General features: G+C 72.6%; 2 protein-coding genes. Both read right to left on the minus strand.

The features are described from left to right. Window positions 1-9: 9 nt before the first annotated feature. A complete protein-coding gene (locus L6E10_RS32605; RefSeq protein ID WP_236223988.1) occupies window positions 10-11,802 on the minus strand; it encodes a non-ribosomal peptide synthetase in 11,793 nt (3,930 codons plus the stop codon). 215 nt (window positions 11,803-12,017) lie between these two features. Further along, on the minus strand, window positions 12,018-20,176 hold an 8,159-nt coding region (locus L6E10_RS32610), incomplete at its 5' end, for a non-ribosomal peptide synthetase (protein ID WP_236223989.1).

Below are 20,176 nucleotides of genomic sequence, written 5' to 3' on the forward strand. Positions count from 1 at the left end.
TGCTCCCCCTCAATTGCTGTTCAGGTGGGCGATCAGGGCCTCCGCGGCCTGCCGGAAGCGGATGGCGGCCCGCTGCACGGTCTCGGTGCGGTGGAGGTTGGTGCTGTGGTGCCATTCGACGAGGAGCTCTCCCCCGCCGGTGCGCTCGATCTCCAGGTGCAGCGCGTACGGGCGGACACCTCCGCTGGTGCTGTCGCCGCACAGGTCACCCGGTAGTTCGTCGGCGACGAGACCCCTGACCCCGTCGTCGTTCACGGCGTCGAGCCCGCCCGTGAAGTTGATGTTGATCTGTCGTTCCGGCGCGGCGCGCAGGCGGCGCACCTCCGGGTCCTCGGCCGTCAGGTGGCGCAGTGCGCCGTAGCCGACTCCGTGGCGTGGCACGGAGTTGATGCTTTCCCTTGCGGCGTCGAGGACTCCGGCGCCATCGGTCAGGTCGCCGTGCCGGAGCACCACCGGGTGCACCGAGGTGAACCACCCGACCGTGCGGGACAGGTCCGTCGCGGGCGCGAGGCTTTCGCGGCCGTGGTGTTCGAGGTCGACGACCACGGTGTCCGTGCCGGCCCACTCCCCCAGCGTCTGGTGGAGCGCGGCCAGGACCACGTCGAGGACCTGCGCGTTGGGCAGGTTCCCGGCGTCCACGGCGACCTCGACGACCGCCGCGGAGTCCTCGGTGTTGGCACCGGTGGCGTCGACCGGCAGGGTGAAGGCCGTCTCGACCTTGTCGAGCCAGTACGGCAGCTCGTCACGTGCCTCGCCGCTGTCCGCGAACGCGGTGACGGACTCGGCCCAGCGCCGGAACGACGTCGTCTTCGGCGGGAGCGGTTCGCCCCGGTACGCCGCGTCGAGGTCCTCCAGCAGCACGTTCCACGACACGCCGTCGACGACCAGGTGGTGGACCACGAGGCCGAGCCACGCCGGTGCGTCGCCGCGGTCGAGCAGCACCGCCGCCACCAGCGGGCCTCCGGCGAGGTCCAGCGACCGCTGCAGCTCGTCCATGTGGTGCCGGACATCGCCCCGCACGACCGTGAACCTCGCCGTCTCCCCCGGTTCGGCGATCCACTGGTGCCAGCCGTCGGGCCCGTGGTGCAGGCGGGTGCGCAGGGCGTCGTGGTGCGTCACCAGGGTGTTCAGCGCTTCCGCGAGCCTGCCGGCGTCGACGTCCGGCGCCAGTTCGAAGAGCCCCGACCAGTTCCAGTGGTGGCGGTCGTCGATCGTGGCACCGGTGAACCACCGCTGGATGGGCGTGAGCGGCACCGGTCCGGTGACCGGGCCCTGCTCGACCTGCGCCGGGACGGTGGCCGCGGCGGCCAGCTCGGCGACCGTCTGGTGGGTGAACAGGTCCGCGACCGCGAGGCCGAGACCCGCGGCGCGCGCCCGCGCCACGACCTGCAGGCTGGCGATCGAGTCGCCGCCCAGCTCGAAGAAGTTGTCGTGCACGCCGACCCTTCCGGTGCCCAGCAACCGCTCCCAGATGCCCGCCAGTGCCCGTTCGCCCTCGGTGCGCGGGGCGACGTACGCGCCGTCCGCCTCCGGTGCCGGGGGCTCGGGCAGGGCGCGGCGGTCGAGCTTGCCGTTGGCGGTGAGCGGCAGCGCGTCGAGCGTCACGAACGCCGACGGCACCAGGTAGTCGGGCAACTTCCCGCGCAGGAACGCGCGCAGCTCCGCCGTTGCGGCGTCCGTGACCACGTAGGCGACGAGACGCTTGCCGGTGCCGGACGCCAGGGCGACGACCGCGGCGGCCCGCACGTCCCCGTGCGTGGTCAGCAGCGCCTCGACCTCGCCGGGCTCGACCCGGAAGCCCCGGATCTTGACCTGGTCGTCGGCCCTGCCGAGGAACTCCAGCGTGCCGTCGGCCCTCCACCGCGCCCGGTCCCCGGTGCGGTACAGGCGAGCGCCGGGCCGGGTGGGGTCGGGCACGAACCGCTCGGCCGTGAGGTCCGGACGGCCGACGTACCCGCGCGCCACACCGGGACCTCCGACGAACAGCTCCCCCGCCACCCCGGCCGGGACCGGCCGCAGCCACGGGTCGAGCACGAACGCCCGCATGCCCGCGAACGGCCGGCCGATCGGCACGTGCGCGCCGATCTCGCCGAGGGTGTGGACCGTGCACGTCATGGTGGTCTCGGTGGGCCCGTAGGCGTTCACGATGCGCAGGCCGGGCCGGCGCTCGCGGGCCGTGCGGGCGTGCTGGGCCTGCAGGGCGTCACCGCCGACGACGAGCAGGCGCAGGCCGTCGAGCACGTCGGGCGAGGTCTCGACCAGCTGGTGGAAGAGGCCCGTCGTGAGCAGCGAGGCCGTGATGCCGTTGTCGCGCAGGAACTTGCCGACGTCCATCCGCTCGGCGAGGTCCGCAGGGCCGACGACGAGGGTGGCGCCGCCCAGCAACGCCAGCCAGATCTCGAAGGCGCCGGTGTCGAAGCCGATGCCGGCGAGGTGCGCGACGACGTCGCCGGGCTCGACGCGGACGGCCGGGTCGGTGCAGACCCTGGCGACACCCTCGTGGGTGAGCGACACGCCCTTGGGGACGCCGGTCGAGCCGGAGGTGAAGAGGACGTAGAGCTCGTCCGCGGCGTCACCGGTGACGGGGAGCGGGCCTTCGGCCGTCGCGTCCGTCAGGGCGACCACGCGCACGCCGGGCACCTCGGCTTCCGGCCACCCGCCCGCCGTCACGACGAGCTCGACCCCGGCCGTCCCCACCACCTGCCCGAGCCGTGCCGGGCCCTGAGCCGGGTCCAGCGGCACGTAGCTGCCACCGGCCCCCACGACCCCGAGCATCGCGACGATCAGCTCCGCGCTCCGGTCGAGGTGCAGTCCGACCCGCGTCCCCGCGCCCACGCCGAAGCCCCGCAACTGCTCCGCGGCACCGGCGGCCCGGCGGTCGAGCTGCGCGTAGGTCAGCTCGGTGCCGCCGCGCAGCGCCACCCGGTCCGGGTGGGCGGCCACCTGGCGTCCGAACAACGCCGCCAGGTGCGCGGAAGGCAGCTCACGGGGCTCGGACGTGCTCCACGACAGCACCTCGGCGCGCTGAACGGCGTCCAGCAGCGCGATCTCCCGCACGGGCGTGCCGGGAGCGGAGGCGACGGTCGTGAGGATCAGCTCCAGCTGGTCCAGCAGCGCCTCGACGGTGGCGTCGTCGAACGCGCCCGCCGAGTACTCGCACAGCAGGGCGAGCTGACCGTCGACGTCGACGACGAGCTTCAGCGGGTAGCGGCCCTGCTCCAGCAACGCCGGCGAGTCGAACTCGTCCCCGTCGTCGTCGGCACCGTCGTCGGCACCGCCGGGCAGGTTCTGGACCGCGACGATGCTCTCGAAGAGCCGCGGCACGCCCGTCACCCGCTGGATGTCGACCAGCGGCGAGTGCTCGAACCGCTGCACGGCGACCTGGCCCGCCTGGACGGTCCGCAGCCACTCGTCGAACGGCGTGCGGTCGCCGGGGACGGCGATCCGCACCGGCAGCGTGTTGATGAACAGGCCGACGATCGACTCGACGCCGGCCAGGTCCGCGGGGCGTCCCGAGACGGTGAGGCCGAAGACCACGTCGTCGTCACCGCTGTGCGACGCGAGCAGCAGCGCCCAGGCCGCCTGCACGACGGCGCTGATCGTGACGCGTTCGCGGCGGGCCAGTTCCTCCAGCCGCAGGGCGACGGTCTCGGGCAGCTCGCGGTGCCGCCTGCCCTGCTCCCAGTGCAGCCGCGTGGTGCGGTCGACCGGCAGCGCGGTGGGCGAGGTGAAGCCGTCGAGGTAGGCGCGCCAGAAGTCGTCGGCCGGGGGCTGCTCCCGCAGCCACGCGATGTAGTCGCGGTACGGGCGCACCGGCGGCAGCGGTTCGCCGCGGTAGGCCGCGACCACCTCGTCCCAGACGAGCGGGATGCTCCAGCCGTCGAGGTACAGGTGGTGGAACGTGAACACGACCCACTGGCGGTCGCCCCGGTCGGCCACGTACACCCGCAGCAACGGCGCGGTGGTGACGTCGAAGCCACGGCGCCGGTCGGCGTCGAGCAGCTCGTCCAGCGCGGCGCCGGGGTCGGTGACGGAGGTCCAGTCGAGCACCTCGAACGGCACGGCGACCTCGCCGACCACGGCCTGCAGCGGTTCCTCGACGCCCTCCCACACGAACGCGCTGCGCAGCGCGGGGTGCCGGCCCACGACCGTGTGCCAGGCTTCGCGCAGGGCGGCCGCGTCGAGCGGCCCGCGGATCTCGCGGACGTCCTGCGCCCAGTACACCGCGGTGTCGGCGGGCGCCTCCAGGACGTGGAAGAGCATGCCCTGCTGCAGGGGCGACAACGGGTAGGCGTCGACCAGGCCCGGCACCCGTCCGCGGAGGGGTTCGAGGTCCGCCAGCGGTTTCACCTCCGCCGCGTCCGCGGCGGCGACCCCCGTGTGCGCGGCGAGCTCGGCGACGGTCTGGTGCGTGAAGATGTCGGCGATCTTCAGCTCCAGGCCGGCTTCCCGTGCCCTGGCGGCGATCTTCAAGCTGACGATCGAGTCGCCGCCGAGCTCGAAGTAGTTGTCGTGCACGCCGACGCGCTCGACGCCGAGGACGTCCTGCCACACGGCGGCGAGGGTGCGTTCGACGTCCGTGGCCGGTGCCGCGTACGACGCCGACTCCGGCGCGCCGGGCAGCGGCAGTGCTCGCTTGTCGAGCTTTCCGTTGCTGGTCAACGGCAGCTCGTCGAGCGGCACGATCGCCGACGGGACGAGGAACTCGGGCAGCCGCCCGGCGAGGAACTCGCGCAGGCCGGCGGGCGAGGCGGTGCCCACGACGTACGCCACGAGCCGCTTGCCCTGCGGCAGCTCGCGAACGACCACGGCGGCGTTGGCGACACCGGAGTGGCCGGCGAGCACGTGCTCGACCTCCCCGGGCTCCACGCGGAACCCGCGGATCTTCACCTGGTCATCGGTGCGGCCGACGAAGTCGACGGCGCCGTCGGCACCCCACCGCACCAGGTCACCCGTGCGGTACATCCGGGCACCGGGCACGGCCGGATCGGGCACGAACCGTTCGGCGGCCAGGTCCGGACGACCCGCGTAGCCGCGCGCGAGGCCGGTGCCGCCGATGTACAGCTCCCCCGGCACGCCGACGGGAGTGGGACGCAGCCAGCGGTCCAGCACGGAGAAGCGCAGTCCGCGCAGGGCTTCGCCGATCGGCACGGTGCCCGGCCCGAGCCGGCCGGTGTGCATGTCGTGCGACGACGCGTACACGGTGGACTCGGTCGGGCCGTACATGTTGTGGATCGCCACGGCCGGGTTCGCGTCGAGCACCTTGCGCGCCTGGACCGGCGACATGCCCTCGCCACCGGCGAGGACCTTGCGGTGTCCCGAGAACACGCCCGGATCCGTGTCCGCCAACTGGTGGAACAGACCGGTGGTCATGAACGACACCGTCACACCGTGGTCGGCGTACAGCTTCGCCACGTCCAGGCGCTCGGCGAGGTTCGCCGGGGCGACGGCCAGCGTCGCGCCGGTCAGCAGCGCCGTCCAGATCTCCCAGGTGGACGCGTCGAACGACACCGCGGCCATGTGCGCCACGACATCACCGGGACGGGCGGACACCGCCGGGTCGAGCACGACCCGCAGCACGCCCTCCTCGGTGACCTCGACGCCCTTGGGCACGCCGGTCGAGCCGGACGTGAACATCGTGCAGACCAGACGTCCCGGCGCGGCGGCGAGGTCCGGTTCCGAGGGCTCGCCGTCGAGGTCCGCCAGGCCGACCACGCCGAGAGGCGGTGCGTCGAGGGCGTAGTCGCCCCGCGACACGACCAGCTCGACCCCGGCAGCGGTCTGGACGTCCCGGAGCCGGCTGTGCGGCAGCGCGGGATCCATCGGCACGTAAGCGCCCCCCGCCCGCACGACGGCGAGGATCGCGACGACCAGGTCGGCGGACCTCTCGAACCACAACCCGACCCGCGTCTCGTCCCGCACCCCCGCGGCACGCAGACCGGCGGCGACGCGCGCCACCCGGTCGCCCAGCTCGGCGTAGGTCAGCTCGACCGCGCCGTCGCGGACGGCCACCTGGTCGGAGAACCGCGCCGCCGTGAGCCGGAACCGCTCGGCCAGCCCGGTGAAGGGCTCCTCCGCCGACGGTCCCGAGCCCCACCCGGCAACCGGTGCGGGCGTCATCTCGCGCACGACGGCGGCAGGGCGGCGGGCGGCGGCGGTGAGCACCTCGGCGAGCTGCCCGAGCAGCCGTTCCACGGTGGACACGTCGAAGGCGCCGGTGGAGAAGTTGGCCTCCACCCTCAGGGTCGCCTCGAGGTCGACGGCGAGGATCATCGGGTAGTGCATCTGCTCGGCCGACTCGGCCGAGGCGAACAGCTCCTCCGGGTCCTCCTCGCCCTCCTCCGGCAGCACGCCCCGGGGGTAGTTGCCGAAGACGAGCATGCTGTCGAACAGGCCGCCGGTGGCGACGCGCTGGATGTCGGCGAGCGGCGTGTGCTCGTGCCGCTGCACGGCGACCTGGTTCTCCTGCAGCTCACCGAGCCACGTGGTGAACGACGTCTCCCACGGCACCCGGACGCGCACCGGCAGCGTGTTGATGAACAGGCCGACGATCGACTCGACGCCGGGCAGCTCGGCCGGGCGGCCGGACACGGTCAGGCCGAACACGACGTCGTCCTCGCCCGAGTAGGCGGACAGCAGCACGGCCCACGCCGCCTGCACGACCGTCGACAGCGTGACCCGCTGCTCGCGGGCCAGGGCGACGAGCTCCGCCGTGACGTCGCGGGGCAGCGCCAGTTCGCTGCGGCCCTGCGCCCAGTGCTCGCGCACCACGCGGTCGACGGGCAGCGGCGTCGGTGAGTCGAACCCGGCGAGGTACTCCCGCCAGAACGCCTCGGCCCCGGCGGAGTCACGCCCGGCCAGCCACGCGATGAAGTCGCGGTAGGGCCGCACGGCAGGCAGCTGCTCGCCCCGGTAGGCGGCGGTGACCTCGTCCCACAGCAGCGGGATGCTCCAGCCGTCGGCGTAGAGGTGGTGGAACGCCAGCAGGACCCAGTGCCGGTCGCGGCCGCGGGCGACGTGGACGCGCAGCAGCGGCGCGGCGGTGAGGTCGCAGCCGCGGGCGCGGTCGGCGGCGAGCAGCTCCTCGACGGCGGCGTCGGTGTCCTCGACGTCCGTCCAGTCGTGCACCTCGAACGGCACCTGGACGTCACCCACGACGACCTGCAACGGCTCCCGCACGCCCTGCCACACGAACGCGGTGCGCAACGCGGGGTGCCGGTCGAGCACGAGCTGCCAGGCGGCACGCAGGGCGTCGGCGTCGAGGGCGCCGCTCAGCTCGCGCACGTCCTGCGTCCAGTAGACGCCGCTGTCCGGCGACTCGACGGCGTGGAAGAGCATGCCCTGCTGCAACGGCGACAACGGGTAGGCGTCGGCCAGTCCTGGCGTACGGGCCACCAGTGAGTCCACAGAGGACTGGTCGAGCCCGGCGAGCGGGACGTCCGACGGCGTGAGGCCGCGGGCTCCCGAACGGCAGTGCTCGACGAGGTCGGCGAGCGCCCGCACGTAGGCCTCGGCGAGGCGCTCGACCGTCGAGCGCTCGTGGAGGTTGGTGCTGTACTGCCACTCCACGGCCAGCGTGCCGTCGGCGGCCTGGACCACCTCGACGCCGAGCACGTGCGACCGCAGCCCGCCATCCCCCTCCGCCGGCCCGCACAGGTCCTCGGGCAGCTCGCGGGCGAACAGGCCGACGGCGTCGTCCTCCGCCGCGTCGGCACCGCCGAGGTAGTTGAAGACGACCGGGCGCCGCACCGCGTCACGCAGCTCCGCGTCCCGCTCGCGCAGCACGGTGTAGCCGACACCCCGGCGCGGCACGGCCCGCAGCTGCTCCTTGACCGCCTTGATGACGCCGCCGGTGTCGGCGAGGTCGGTGTGCTGCAGCCCGACCGGGTGGACGGCGGTGAACCAGCCGACGGTCCGGCTGAGGTCGAGGCCGTCGGCGATGGGCTCGCGGCCGTGGCTCTCCAGGTCGAGGGCTGCGGCACCCGTGCCGGTCCACCGGCCGAGCACCTGCAGCAGCGCGGCGAGCAGCAGCTCGTGGCCCTGGGTGCGGTAGGCCCGGTGGGCCTGCGTGAGCAGCGCCGCCGTGCGTCCGGCGTCCAGGACGACGCGCACGGACTCGGTGGAGTCCTCGGTGTTGGGGCCGTCGAGGTCGGTCGGCACGGGGGTGGTCGTCCGCACGACGGCACGCCACCAGGCCAGTTCCTCCCGCGGGTCGAACGCCTCCAGCGCGGCGGCCCACTCCTGGTACGAGGTCGTCTTCGGGCCGAGCGCACCGCCGGAGTGCGCGGTGTCGAGGTCTTCCAGCAGGACGTTCCACGAGACCGCGTCGACGACGTAGTGGTGCACGGTCAGGCCGAACCACGCCGGCCGGTCGCCGCGGTCGACGTGCACGGCGCGCAGCAGCGGTCCGTCGGTGAGGCTCAGGGACGTCTGCGCGGCCGTCATGGCGGCGGTGACGGCCTCGTCCAGCGCCGGGCCGTCGAGGGTGCGCGCGTCGAGCACGGTCACCAGGTCTGCGGTCTCGGCGGCCGCGTTCTCCTGGGTGTCGCCGCGCACGCGCAGCCGCAGGGCGTCGTGGTGGGCGACGACGGTGGCGAGCGCCGCGCGCATCGCGTCCGCGTCGGTCCCCGCCGCCAGCTCGAACATCCCGGACCAGTTGAAGTGGTCGCGCTCGGGCAGGTCCTCGCGCAGGAACCACCGCTGGATCGGCGTGAACGCCACGGGTCCGGTGACGGTCCCCTGGTCGGCCGTGCTCGGCGCGGCCGTACCGGTGCGGGCGGCGAGCTCGTGCACGGTCTGGTGGGTGAACAGGTCGGCGATCTCCAGCCGCAGCCCGGCGGCGCGGGACCGCGCGACGATCTGCAGGCTGACGATCGAGTCGCCGCCCAGCTCGAAGAAGTTGTCGTGCACGCCGACGCGCTCCACGCCGAGCACCTGCGACCACACCTCGGCCAGCACGCGTTCGGCATCGGTCGCGGGCGGCTCGTAGGCGGTCGTGGTCTCGGGAGCGCCGGGGTCCGGCAGTGCTCGCCTGTCGAGCTTTCCGTTGCTGGTCAACGGCAGCTCGTCCAGCGCCACGATCGCCGACGGCACCAGGAACTCGGGCAGCCGCCCGGCGAGGAAGGTCCGCAGGGCGGCCGGCGTCGCGGTGCCGACGACGTAGGCGATCAGGCGCTTGCCGGTGACGACCACGGCGGCGTTGGCGACGCCGGGGTGCCCGGCGAGCACGTGCTCGACCTCCCCGGGCTCCACGCGGAACCCGCGGATCTTCACCTGGTCGTCGGTGCGGCCGACGAAGTCGACGGCGCCGTCCGCGCCCCACCGCACCAGGTCACCCGTGCGGTACATCCGGGCACCGGGCACGGACGGGTCGGGCACGAACCGTTCGGCGGCCAGGTCCGGACGACCCGCGTAGCCGCGCGCGAGGCCGGTGCCGCCGATGTAGAGCTCCCCCGGCACGCCGACCGGGGCCGGCTGCAGCCAGCGGTCGAGCACGTGGAAGCGCAGGCCCCGCAACGCCGTTCCGATCGGAACCGACGACGGGCCGAGGCGCCCGGTGTGCATGTCGTGCGACGACGCGTACACAGTGGACTCGGTCGGGCCGTACATGTTGTGGATCGCCACGGCCGGGTTCGCGTCGAGCACCTTGCGGGCATGGACCGGTGACATCGCCTCGCCACCGGCCAGCACCAGGCGGTGGCCGGAGAACACGTCCGGATCCGTGTCCGCCAGCTGGTGGAACAACCCCGTGGTCATGAACGACACCGTCACGCCGTGCTCGGCGTACAGCTTCGCCACGTCCAGGCGCTCGGCGAGGTTCGCCGGGGCGACGGCCAGCGTCGCGCCGGTCAGCAGCGCCGTCCAGATCTCCCAGGTGGACGCGTCGAACGACACCGCGGCCATGTGCGCCACGACATCACCGGGACGGGCGGACACCGCCGGGTCGAGCACGACCCGCAGCACGCCCTCCTCGGTGACCTCGACGCCCTTGGGCACACCGGTCGAGCCGGACGTGAACATCGTGTAGACCAGACGTCCCGGCAGGGCGGCGAGTTCGGGCCACCCGGCGGGCGCGGTGGCGAGGTCCGCCAGGCCGACCACGCCGAGGCGCGGCGCGTCCAGGACGTAGTCGCCCCGCGACACGACCAGGTCGACCCCGGCGGCGGTCATCACGTCCCGGAGCCGGCCGTGCGGCAGTGCCGGATCGAGCGGCACGTACGCGCCACCTGCCTGCACCACGGCAAGGATCGCCACGACGAGGTCGACCGAACGCTCGAACCACAGCCCGACGCGGGTTTCCTCGCGCACACCGGCGGCACGCAGGCCGGACGCGACACGTGCGACGCGCTCGCCCAGTTCGGCGTAGGTCAGCTCGGCCCCACCACCGCGGACGGCGACCTGACCGGAGAAGTCGTCGACGGCCATGCGGAAGCGCTCGGCCAGACCGGTGTACGGCTCGTCGAACGCCGGTCCGACGCCCAGGCCGACGGCGGGCGCGGCGGTCACCGCGCGCACCGGTCGATCGGGACGGGTGACCGCGCTCGTCAGCACGGCCCGCAGCTGCTCGAGCAGCCGGTCGACGGTGCTCTCGTCGAACGCGCCGGTCGAGAACTCCGCCTCGATCTTGAGCGTGTCCTCGAGGTCGATCGCGAACGCGATCGGGTAGTTGACCTGCTCGATGGAGTCGACGGCGCCGAAGCGGTCCTCGTCGTCGCTCTCCTCCTCCTCGGCGAGCAGGGCCTGCGGGTAGTTGCCGAACACCACGATGCTGTCGAAGACTCCGCTGCCGCGCGGCAGGTCCGACCAGCGCTTGATGTCGGACAACGCGGTGAACTCGTAGCGCTGCACCGCGATCTGGCCGGCCTGCAGCTCGTCCAGCCAGTCGGCGAACGACAGCTCCCACGACACCCGCACGCGCACCGGCAGCGTGTTGATGAAGACGCCCACCATCGACTCCACGCCGGGCAGGTCGGCGGGGCGGCCGGACACGGTGAGGCCGTAGACGACCTCGTCGTCACCGGAGTAGGCGGACAGCAGCAGTGCCCAGGCGGCCTGGACGATCGTCGACGGTGTGACGTGCCGGCGGCGGGCCAGGTGCATGATCGAGCTGGTCAGGTCCTGCGGCAGCTCGACGCGCCGGCGGCCCTGGGCCCAGTGGTCGCGGACCGCGCGGTCGACGGGCAGCGCCGTCGGGGCGTCGAAGCCCGCGAGGTAGTCGCGCCAGAACGCCTCGGCCTCGGCGCGGTCGCGCTTGGCGAGCCAGGCGATGAAGTCGCGGTAGGGCCGGACGGGTTCGAGGTCGGGCGTCGTGCCGCGGCAGAGGGCGTCGTAGGTGGCGCCGACCTCTTCGAGGACGACGGGCACGCTCCAGCCGTCGCACAGTCCGGAGTAGAGCGCCCAGATCATGCGGTGGTGGCTCGTGCCGTCGTCGATGAGGTGCACGCGCATGAGCGGCGGCTTGGTGAGGTCGAAGCCTTCGGCGCGGTCACGGGCGAGCAGGTCGTCGAGCGCCGCCTGCTGGTCGTCGACGCCCGAGAAGTCGTGCACCTCGAACGGCACCTGGACGTCGCTCATGACGACCTGGAGCGGTTCCGGCACGCCCTCCCAGACGAAGCCCGTGCGCAGCACGGCGTGGCGGTGCACCACCTGCGCCCAGGCCCGTCGCATGGCGTCGGTGTCGAGGACGCCGTCGAACTCGTAGAGCCCCTGCGCCCAGTAGACGCCGTTGTCCGATTGCGCTTCCAGGACGTGGAAAAGCATGCCCTGCTGAACGGGCGCCAACGGATACATATCTTCGATCACAGATCTGACCCTCCCCTGACACCCTTTTTACACAACCGTCATTTACAGGGTCAAGCCATTCCGCTCGACCGGTCATAAGACATTTGCATGAGGGGCATGAACAGCTTTCATGAACAATTGAAAATTGCACGTCGAAAAGAACTCACCATCACCGCTCAATTCCTTGCCCCAGATGCGCGGTCCCCGGTGCGCTGAACGCCCCTGATGTGCCGGGATCAGCCTCCCATCTGCTTGAGCACGGCGGCGAGAGCGGCCTGGTCGATGTTGGCCAGCGGGAAGTCGGACGGCGTGACGCCGCCGGCTCCCGATTGGCAGTGCTCCACGAGTTCGCGCAGAACGGTCACGTAACGCGCCGCGAGCCGTTCGACCGTCGCTGGCCGGTGCACATTGGTGCTGAAATACCACTCGACGAGCAGACGGCCGTCCGAGGTGTGCTCGGCTTCGATCTGCAGGAGGTGCGAGCGGCTTCCCCCTTCGTCCTCGGTGGGCCCGCAGAGGTCGGACGGGAGTTCTTTCCGGATCAATCCGACCGCGTCGTCGCCCGCGGCGTCGAACGCGCCGAGGTAGTTGAACAACACCGGCCGCGCGGGTGCGCCGGCCAGTCGTTCGTCGCGTTTGAGATAACGCAGGACCCCGTAGCCGACGCCGCGGCGCGGAACGGTGCGCAGCTGCTCCTTGACCGCCTTGATCAGCTCGCCGCTGTCGCCGAGGCGCGGGTGGCGCAGGCGCACCGGGAAGATCGACGTGAACCAGCCGACCGTGCGCGACAGGTCGACACCGTCGGCGATCGCCTCGCGGCCGTGGCTTTCGAGGTCGATCGTGACGTCGCCGACGCCCGCCCACTCGCCCAGCGTTCGCAGCAGTGCCGCGAGCAGCAGGTCGTTGATCTGCGTGCGGTACGCCTTGTGCGCCTCACCGAGCAGCAGTTCGGTGGACTTCGCGTCGAGCCACGTCCGGACGGTGTCGGCGGACGCCTCGGTGTTGGCACCCCGGCCGTCGACGGGGACGGCGGTGACCCGTTCGGTCTGCGCGGCCCAGTGGTCGCGTTCCGCCGAGGGGTCGTCGGCGTGCAGCACCTCGGCCCACTGCCGGAACGAGGTCGTCTTGGGCGCCAGGGCCTCCGGCCCTGCCTCGTAGGCGGTGCCGAGGTCCTCCAGCAGGACGTTCCACGCCACGCCGTCCATGACGAAGTGGTGCGCGGTGAGTCCGAGCCAGGCCGGTTCGTCGCCTCGGTCGAAGTAGATCGCGGCGAGGAGCGGACCGGTCGCGAGGCGCAACGACGTCTGCGCCTCGGTCATGTGCGCGATGACCTCGTCTTCAGTCCGTGCGGTGACAACGCGCAGAACGTCCGTCAGCTCACCGTCGTTGTCCTGCACCCAGGTGCCGCCTTCCTGGCGGAACCGGATGCGCAGCGCGTCGTGGTGCGCCACAACGACGTCGAGCGCTCTCGCGAGCCTCCCCTTCTCCGTGCCAGCCGCGAGCTCGAAGACGCCCGACCAGTTCCAGTGGTCGCGGTCCGGGACGTCCTCCTCGACGAACCAGTGCTGGATCGGCGTGAGCGGGACGGGTCCGGTCACGACGCCCTGGTCGGCCAGCGTCGCCGCCGGGGTGTCGCGGACGACCGGTGCCAGCTCGGCGATGGTCTGGTGGGCGAACACGTCCGCCACGTCCACACCGAGGCCCGCCGCCCTCGTCCTGGCGACGATCTGCAGGCTCAGGATCGAGTCGCCGCCCAGCTCGAAGAAGTTGTCGTGCACACCGACGCGGTCGAGACCGAGCACCTGTGCCCACACCGCCGCCAGGGTGTCCTCGACGGACGTCCGGGGCGCCTCGAAGACCTCCGCGGGCGTCTCCGGCTCGGGGTCCGGCAATCCGCGCCGGTCCACCTTGCCGTTGGGCGTGAGCGGCACCTCGTCGAGGGCCACGAACACCGAGGGCACCAGGTGGTCCGGCACCCGTTCCCGCAGCCACGACCGCAGTTCCTTCGAGTCGAACCCGCCCTCCGCCACGACGTAGGCGACCAGGCGCTTGCCGCCGTGCGGTCCGCCGTCCCGTGCCACCACGACGACATCACGCACGCCGGGGTGGTCGCCGAGGACGACCTCGACCTCACCGGGTTCGACCCGGTAGCCGCGGATCTTGACCTGTTCGTCCACGCGGCCGAGGAACTCGATCGTGCCGTCCGCACGCCACTTCGCCCGGTCACCGGTGCGGTAGAGCCGCCCGCCCGACCCGCCGAACAGATCCGGCACGAACCGCTCCGCGGTGAGGTCGGGCCGGTTCACGTACCCCCGCGCCACACCGGGACCGCCGACGAGCAGCTCACCGGGAACACCGGCCGGGGCCGGGCGCAGCGCGTCGTCGACGATGACGGCGCGGACGCCGGCGAGCGGCGTTCCGATGGGCACGACGGCCTGCGGGTGGTCGTCGGTGACCGGGTGGAAGATCGAGTCGATCGCCGCCTCGGTCACCCCGAACACGTTGCCCGGCACCGCGTTCGGCGCCACCTCGGCGACAGCGGTGGTGAGCGCGTCGTGCGTCCACATGTCCGTGCCCGAGATGACGAGCCGCAACGACTCGACCGGGCCCGCCTCCCGGCAGTGAGCCGCGAGGTCGCGCAGGAGCATGCCCGGCACGATCTCGGCGATCGCCACGCGGTTGTCGGAAAGCGTGCTGTGCAACGACTCCACGGACACGTGCTCGTCGTGCGGCAGGAACACCACGGTCTGGCCGAACGCCAGGGCGCGGGTCATGTCGCCGATCGACACGTCGAAGCCGGGACCCGACATCGACAGCACCGGGCCGGGCCCGCCGAGACCGGCGAGTCCGTCGCGCCATCCCGCGACGTACGACGACAACGCGCGGTGCGTCACCGCCACGCCCTTCGGCCGCCCGGTCGAACCGGACGTGTAAGCGATGTACGCCAACGAATCCGGTTCGATCCGCACCGGCAGGTCGCCGACCGTGCCGTCCAGCACGAGGACCTCGCCGCCGAACCCGGACAGCTCTCCGGCGAGGTCCTCGGTGGTGACCGCCGCGACCACCCCGGCGTCGGCGAGCAGGAACGCGAGACGTTCCCGCGGCAGACCCGGGTTGACCGGCACGTAGACGCCACCGCTGCGCAGCACGCCCTGGAACGCCACAGCCAGGTCGAGTCCGCGCGGCACGAGCACCGCCACCGGAGACTCCACCGCCACGCCCGCCCGCCGCAGCCGTGCGGCGAGGCCGGCGGACCGCGCGTCCAGCTCGGCGAACGTCAGCCGCTCGTCGCCGCACTTCGCGGCCACGGCACCGGTGCGCGCCCAGCTGTGGACCAGTTCGGGCACCGGCGGTTCGGCGGCCGGTGCCCCGGTCGCGCCCCGTGCCACGAGTTCCGCGGCCTGCTCCGGACGCTGCAGCGGCAGGTCCGCCACGGCCAGCTCCGGCTCGTGGGCGACGGCGGTGAGGACGACGACCAACTGGTCGAGAACGCGCTCGACGGTCGAGGCGTCGAACGCGGCCGTGGAGAACTCCGCCTCGATCTTGAGCGTGTCCTCCAGGTCGACCGCGAACGTGAGCGGGTAGTCGCCCTGCTCGACGGACTCCACGGCGTCGGCCCACTCCTCGCCGGCGTCGGCGGGTGCCTCCTCCTGCGGGTAGTTGCCGAACACCACGATGCTGTCGAACAACGCCCGGCCGTGCGGGACCGCCGACCAGCGCTGGACGTCGACCAGCGGCGTGTGCTCGAACCGTTGGAGCCCGACCTGGTTGTCCCGCAGCTCGCGCAGCCACGTGGCGAACGGTGTGCCGCGCGGGATCACCGCTCGCACCGGCAGCGTGTTGATGAACAACCCGACCATCGACTCCACGCCGGCCAGGTCGGCCGGACGACCCGAGACGGTCAGGCCGAACACCACGTCGTCCTCGCCCGCACCGGCCGAGAGGACCTTCGCCCACGCCGCCTGCACGACCGTCGACAGCGTGACGCGTTCGCGCCGGGCCAGCTCGACGAGCCTCGTCGTGACGTCCCGGTCGAGGAGCGTGCGCCGGCGGTCCTGCGCGTAGTGGCTCGCGGCCAGGCGGTCGACCGGCAGCGCGGTGGGCGCCTCGAAGCCGTCGAGGTAGGCGCGCCAGAACGCCTCGGTGTCCGCGGGGTCGCGCTGGTCGAGCCAGGCGATGTAGTCGCGGTACGGCCTGGTGGGCGGCAGTGCCCGCCGCCGGTAGGCCGCCGACACCTCGTCCATGACGACGGGCAGGCTCCACCCGTCGCACAGGCCCTGGTAGAGGCCCCAGACCAGCCAGTTCCGCCCGTTGCCGCGGTTGGCGAGGTACAGGCGCGTGAGCGGCGGCCGGGCCAGGTCGAAGCCGAGCGCGCGGTCGTCCGCCAGCAGTTCCCGCAGCGCCTCCCGCTGTGCGGCGTCGTCGAGCGCGGACCAGTCGTGGACCGTCACCGGCACCTCGACGTCGCCGAGCACGATCTGCACCGGTTCGCCGACGCCCTCCCACACGAACCCGCTGCGCAGGGCGGCGTGCCTCGCGACCACCTCGCGCCAGGCGGCGGTGAACCGGCCGGCGTCGATCGGACCGGCGAGGTCGTAGACGCCCTGGCCCCAGTAGAGGCCGTCGCCCTCGTCCGGGGCACCGACGACGCCGAACAGCATGCCGGACTGCACGGGCGCCAGCCGGTAGACGTCCACCAGGGACGGATGGCTCCCGGCCAGCCCGTCGACCTCGGCCTGGGTGAGCGACGCCAGCGGGAAGTCCGACGGCGTGAAGCCGGTGGCCGTCCGGCAGTGCTCGACCAGTGCCCGCAGCGCCTCGACGTAGCGGGCCGCGACCCGTTCGACCGTGGCGGTGTCGTGGACGCCGGTCGAGTGGAACCACTCGATCGACAGCCTGCCGTCGGCGGTCTGCTGCACCTCGAGCTGCAGCAGGTGCGACCGCGTGCCGCCCCCGGCCTCGCTCGGACCCGCCAGGTCGGCGTCCAGCTCCCGCCGGATCAGGCCGGTCGAGTCGCCGGCGCCGTCGTGCGCACCGAGGTAGTTGAACAGCACCGGACGGTCCGGCGCCTCGGCGAACTCGTCGCGCAGCCAGCGCAGCACGCCGAAGCCGACGCCCCGGCGCGGTACCGCGCGGAGTTCCTCCTTGACCGCCTTGATCGCCGCCGCCGGGTCGTTCCCGCCGCTGAGGCGCACCGGGAAGATCGACGTGAACCAGCCGACCGTGCGCGACAGGTCAGCGCCCTCGCGACCGTGGCTCTCCAGGTCGATCGTCACGTGGTCGCTGCCGGCCCACTCGCCGAGCGCCTGGGCCAACGCCGCGAGCAGCAGGTCCTGGCTCTGCGTGCGGTACGCCCTGTGGGCGTCGCCGAGCAGGGCCGCGGTCGTGCCCGCGTCCAGCCAGGACCGCACAACGGCTTCGGAGGCATCGTCGTTCGGGCCGTCGCCGTCGGCCGGCAGCGCCACCACGTCCGCGGTCGCCGTGGCCCAGTGGTCCCGTTCGCCGCTCGCGTCGTCGTCCTCCAGCTGTGCCGCCCACTGCCGGAACGACGTGGTCTTCGGCCCGAGCTCCCGGCCCGCGTAGGCCGCGTCGAGGTCCTCCAGCAGGACGTTCCACGACACGCCGTCCATCACCAGGTGGTGCACGGTCAAACCGAGCCACGCGGGCTCGTCGCCACGGTCGAAGTACACGGCCGCGAGAAGCGGACCGTCGTTCAGCCGCAACGACTTCTGCGCCTCGGTCATGTGCTCGACCACCGAGTCGCCGCCGGCCACGCGCAGGAGTTCGCCGCTCTCGACCGGTGCGTTGACCTGGCTCTCCGGCGTGAACCGGATCCGCAGCGCGTCGTGGTGCGCCACCACGACGTCGAGTGCCTGCCCGAGCCGGACCGGATCGGTTCCCGGTGCCAGCTCGAACATCCCCGACCAGTTCCAGTGGTCGCGGTTCGGCAGGTCCTGCGCCAGGAACCACCGCTGGATCGGCGTGAACGGCACCGGACCGGTCACGACACCCTGCTCGGCGAGCGTCGCCGCCGGGGCGTCGCGCACCACCGGTGCCAGCTCGGCCACCGACTGGTGGGCGAACACGTCCGCCACGTCGATGCCGAGGCCCGCCGCCCGCGCCCTGGCGACGATCTGCAGGCTCAGGATCGAGTCGCCGCCCAGCTCGAAGAAGTTGTCGTGCACGCCGACGCGCTCCACGCCGAGCACGCCGCTCCACACCGCCGCGAGGGTCTCCTCGACCGCGGTCCTGGGTGCGACGAACACCTCTCCGGCCGTCTCCGGCTCCGGGTCGGGCAGACCACGGCGGTCGACCTTGCCGTTCGGGGTGAGCGGAAGCCGTTCCAACGCAACGAACACCGACGGCACCAGGTAGTCCGGCACCCGCTCGCGCAGCCAGTCCCTCAAGGCCTTCGAGCTGAACTCGCCCTCCGGGACCACGTAGGCGATCAGGCGCTTGCCGCCGTGCGGACCACCATCCCGCGCCACCACAACGACACCACGCACGTCCGGGTGGTCACCGATGACGACTTCGACTTCGCCCGGTTCGACCCGGTAACCGCGGATCTTCACCTGCTCGTCGACCCGGCCCAGGAACTCGATCGTGCCGTCCGCACGCCACTTCGCCCGGTCACCGGTGCGGTACAACCGGCCCCCGGCGCCGCCGAACACGTCCGGCACGAACCGCTCGGCGGTCAGGTCGGGCCGGCCCACGTAGCCCTGCGCGACACCGGCACCACCGACCAGCAGCTCACCCGGCACCCCGACGGGAACCGGCCGCAACGACCCGTCCACCACGAACGCCCGCGCACCCGCCAGCGGCGTGCCGATCGGCACCACGGCGGCAGGGTGGTCCTCGGACACGGGGTGGAAGATCGAGTCGATCGCCGCCTCGGTCACCCCGAACACGTTGCCCGGCACCGCATTCGGCGCCACCTCGGCCACAGCACCAGTCAACGCGTCGTGCGTCCACATGTCCGTACCCGAGATCACCAACCGCAACGACTCCACCGAACCTGCGACCCGGCAGTGCGCCGCGAGATCGCGCAACAACATGCCGGGCACGATCTCCGCGACCTCGACCTGGTGGTCCACCAACGTCCGGTGCAACGACTCCACGGTCACGTGCTCGTCGTGCGGCAGGAACACCACGGTCTGCCCGAACGCCAACGCACGGGTCATGTCACCGATCGACACGTCAAAACCGGGTCCGGACATGGACAGCACCGTTCCGGGACCACCGAGGCCGGCGAGACCGTCCCGCCATCCCGCGACGTACGACGACAACGCCCGGTGCGTCACCGCCACGCCCTTGGGACGGCCGGTTGAACCGGACGTGTAAGCGATGTACGCCACCGCCTCCGGGTCGACCGGCGCGAGCACGTCCGCGGGAGCGGTGGACGGACCGTCCACCTCCAGCACCGCACCCGCGAAGCCGGCCAGCGGCGAGGTGGCGACCGCGGCGACGGCACCGGAATCCGCCAGCAGGAACTCCACCCGCTCGGCCGGAAGTCCGGGGTTGACCGGCACGTACACACCGCCCGAACGCAGCACGCCCTGGAACGCCACCGCCAGGTTCAGCCCACGCGGCACCAGCACGGCGACCGGCGATCCTACGGTCACACCGGCCTGCCGGAGCCGCACGGCCAATGCGTCCGCACGAGCGTTCAACTCGGCGAACGTCAGCCGCTCATCACCGCACACCACGGCCTCGCCGGTGGCCCACCCGCGGATCAGCTCGGGCACCGGTGGTTCGGCGGCCGGAACCGGCGTGGTTCCCCGTGCCACCAACGCCGCTGCCTGCTCGGGGCGCTGCAACGGCACGGCGCCGACCGCGAGTCCGGGACGTTCCGCCACCGCGGACAGCACGACCACCAACTGGTCGAGGATCCGCTCGATCGTGACGGCGTCGAACGCCGCCGTGGAGAACTCCGCCTCGATCTTGAGCGTGTCCTCCAGGTCGACCGCGAACGTCAGCGGGTAGTTGCCCTGCTCCACCGACTCGGTGGCCCGCACCCCGCCGAGGTCCTCCGGCAACTCCTCCTGGGGGAAGTTGCCGAAGACCACGATGCTGTCGAACAACGCGCGGCCGTGCGGGACAGCCGACCACCGCTGCACGTCGACCAGCGGCGTGTACTCGAACCGTTGCAGCGCAACCTGGTTGTCCCGCAGCTGCGGCAACCAGGCGGCGAACGACGTGTCCACCGGTACGGCGGCCCGGACCGGCAGCGTGTTGATGAACAACCCGACCATCGACTCGACACCGGCCAGTTCAGCCGGGCGCCCGGACACGGTCAGGCCGAACACGACGTCGTCCTCGCCGGAAGACGCCGACAGCACCTTCGCCCACGCCGCCTGCACGACCGTCGACAGCGTCACGCGCTCGCGGCGGGCCA

Source organism: Lentzea sp. CC55 (assembly GCF_021056325.1).
Taxonomy (GTDB): Bacteria; Actinomycetota; Actinomycetes; order Mycobacteriales; family Pseudonocardiaceae; genus Lentzea; species Lentzea jiangxiensis.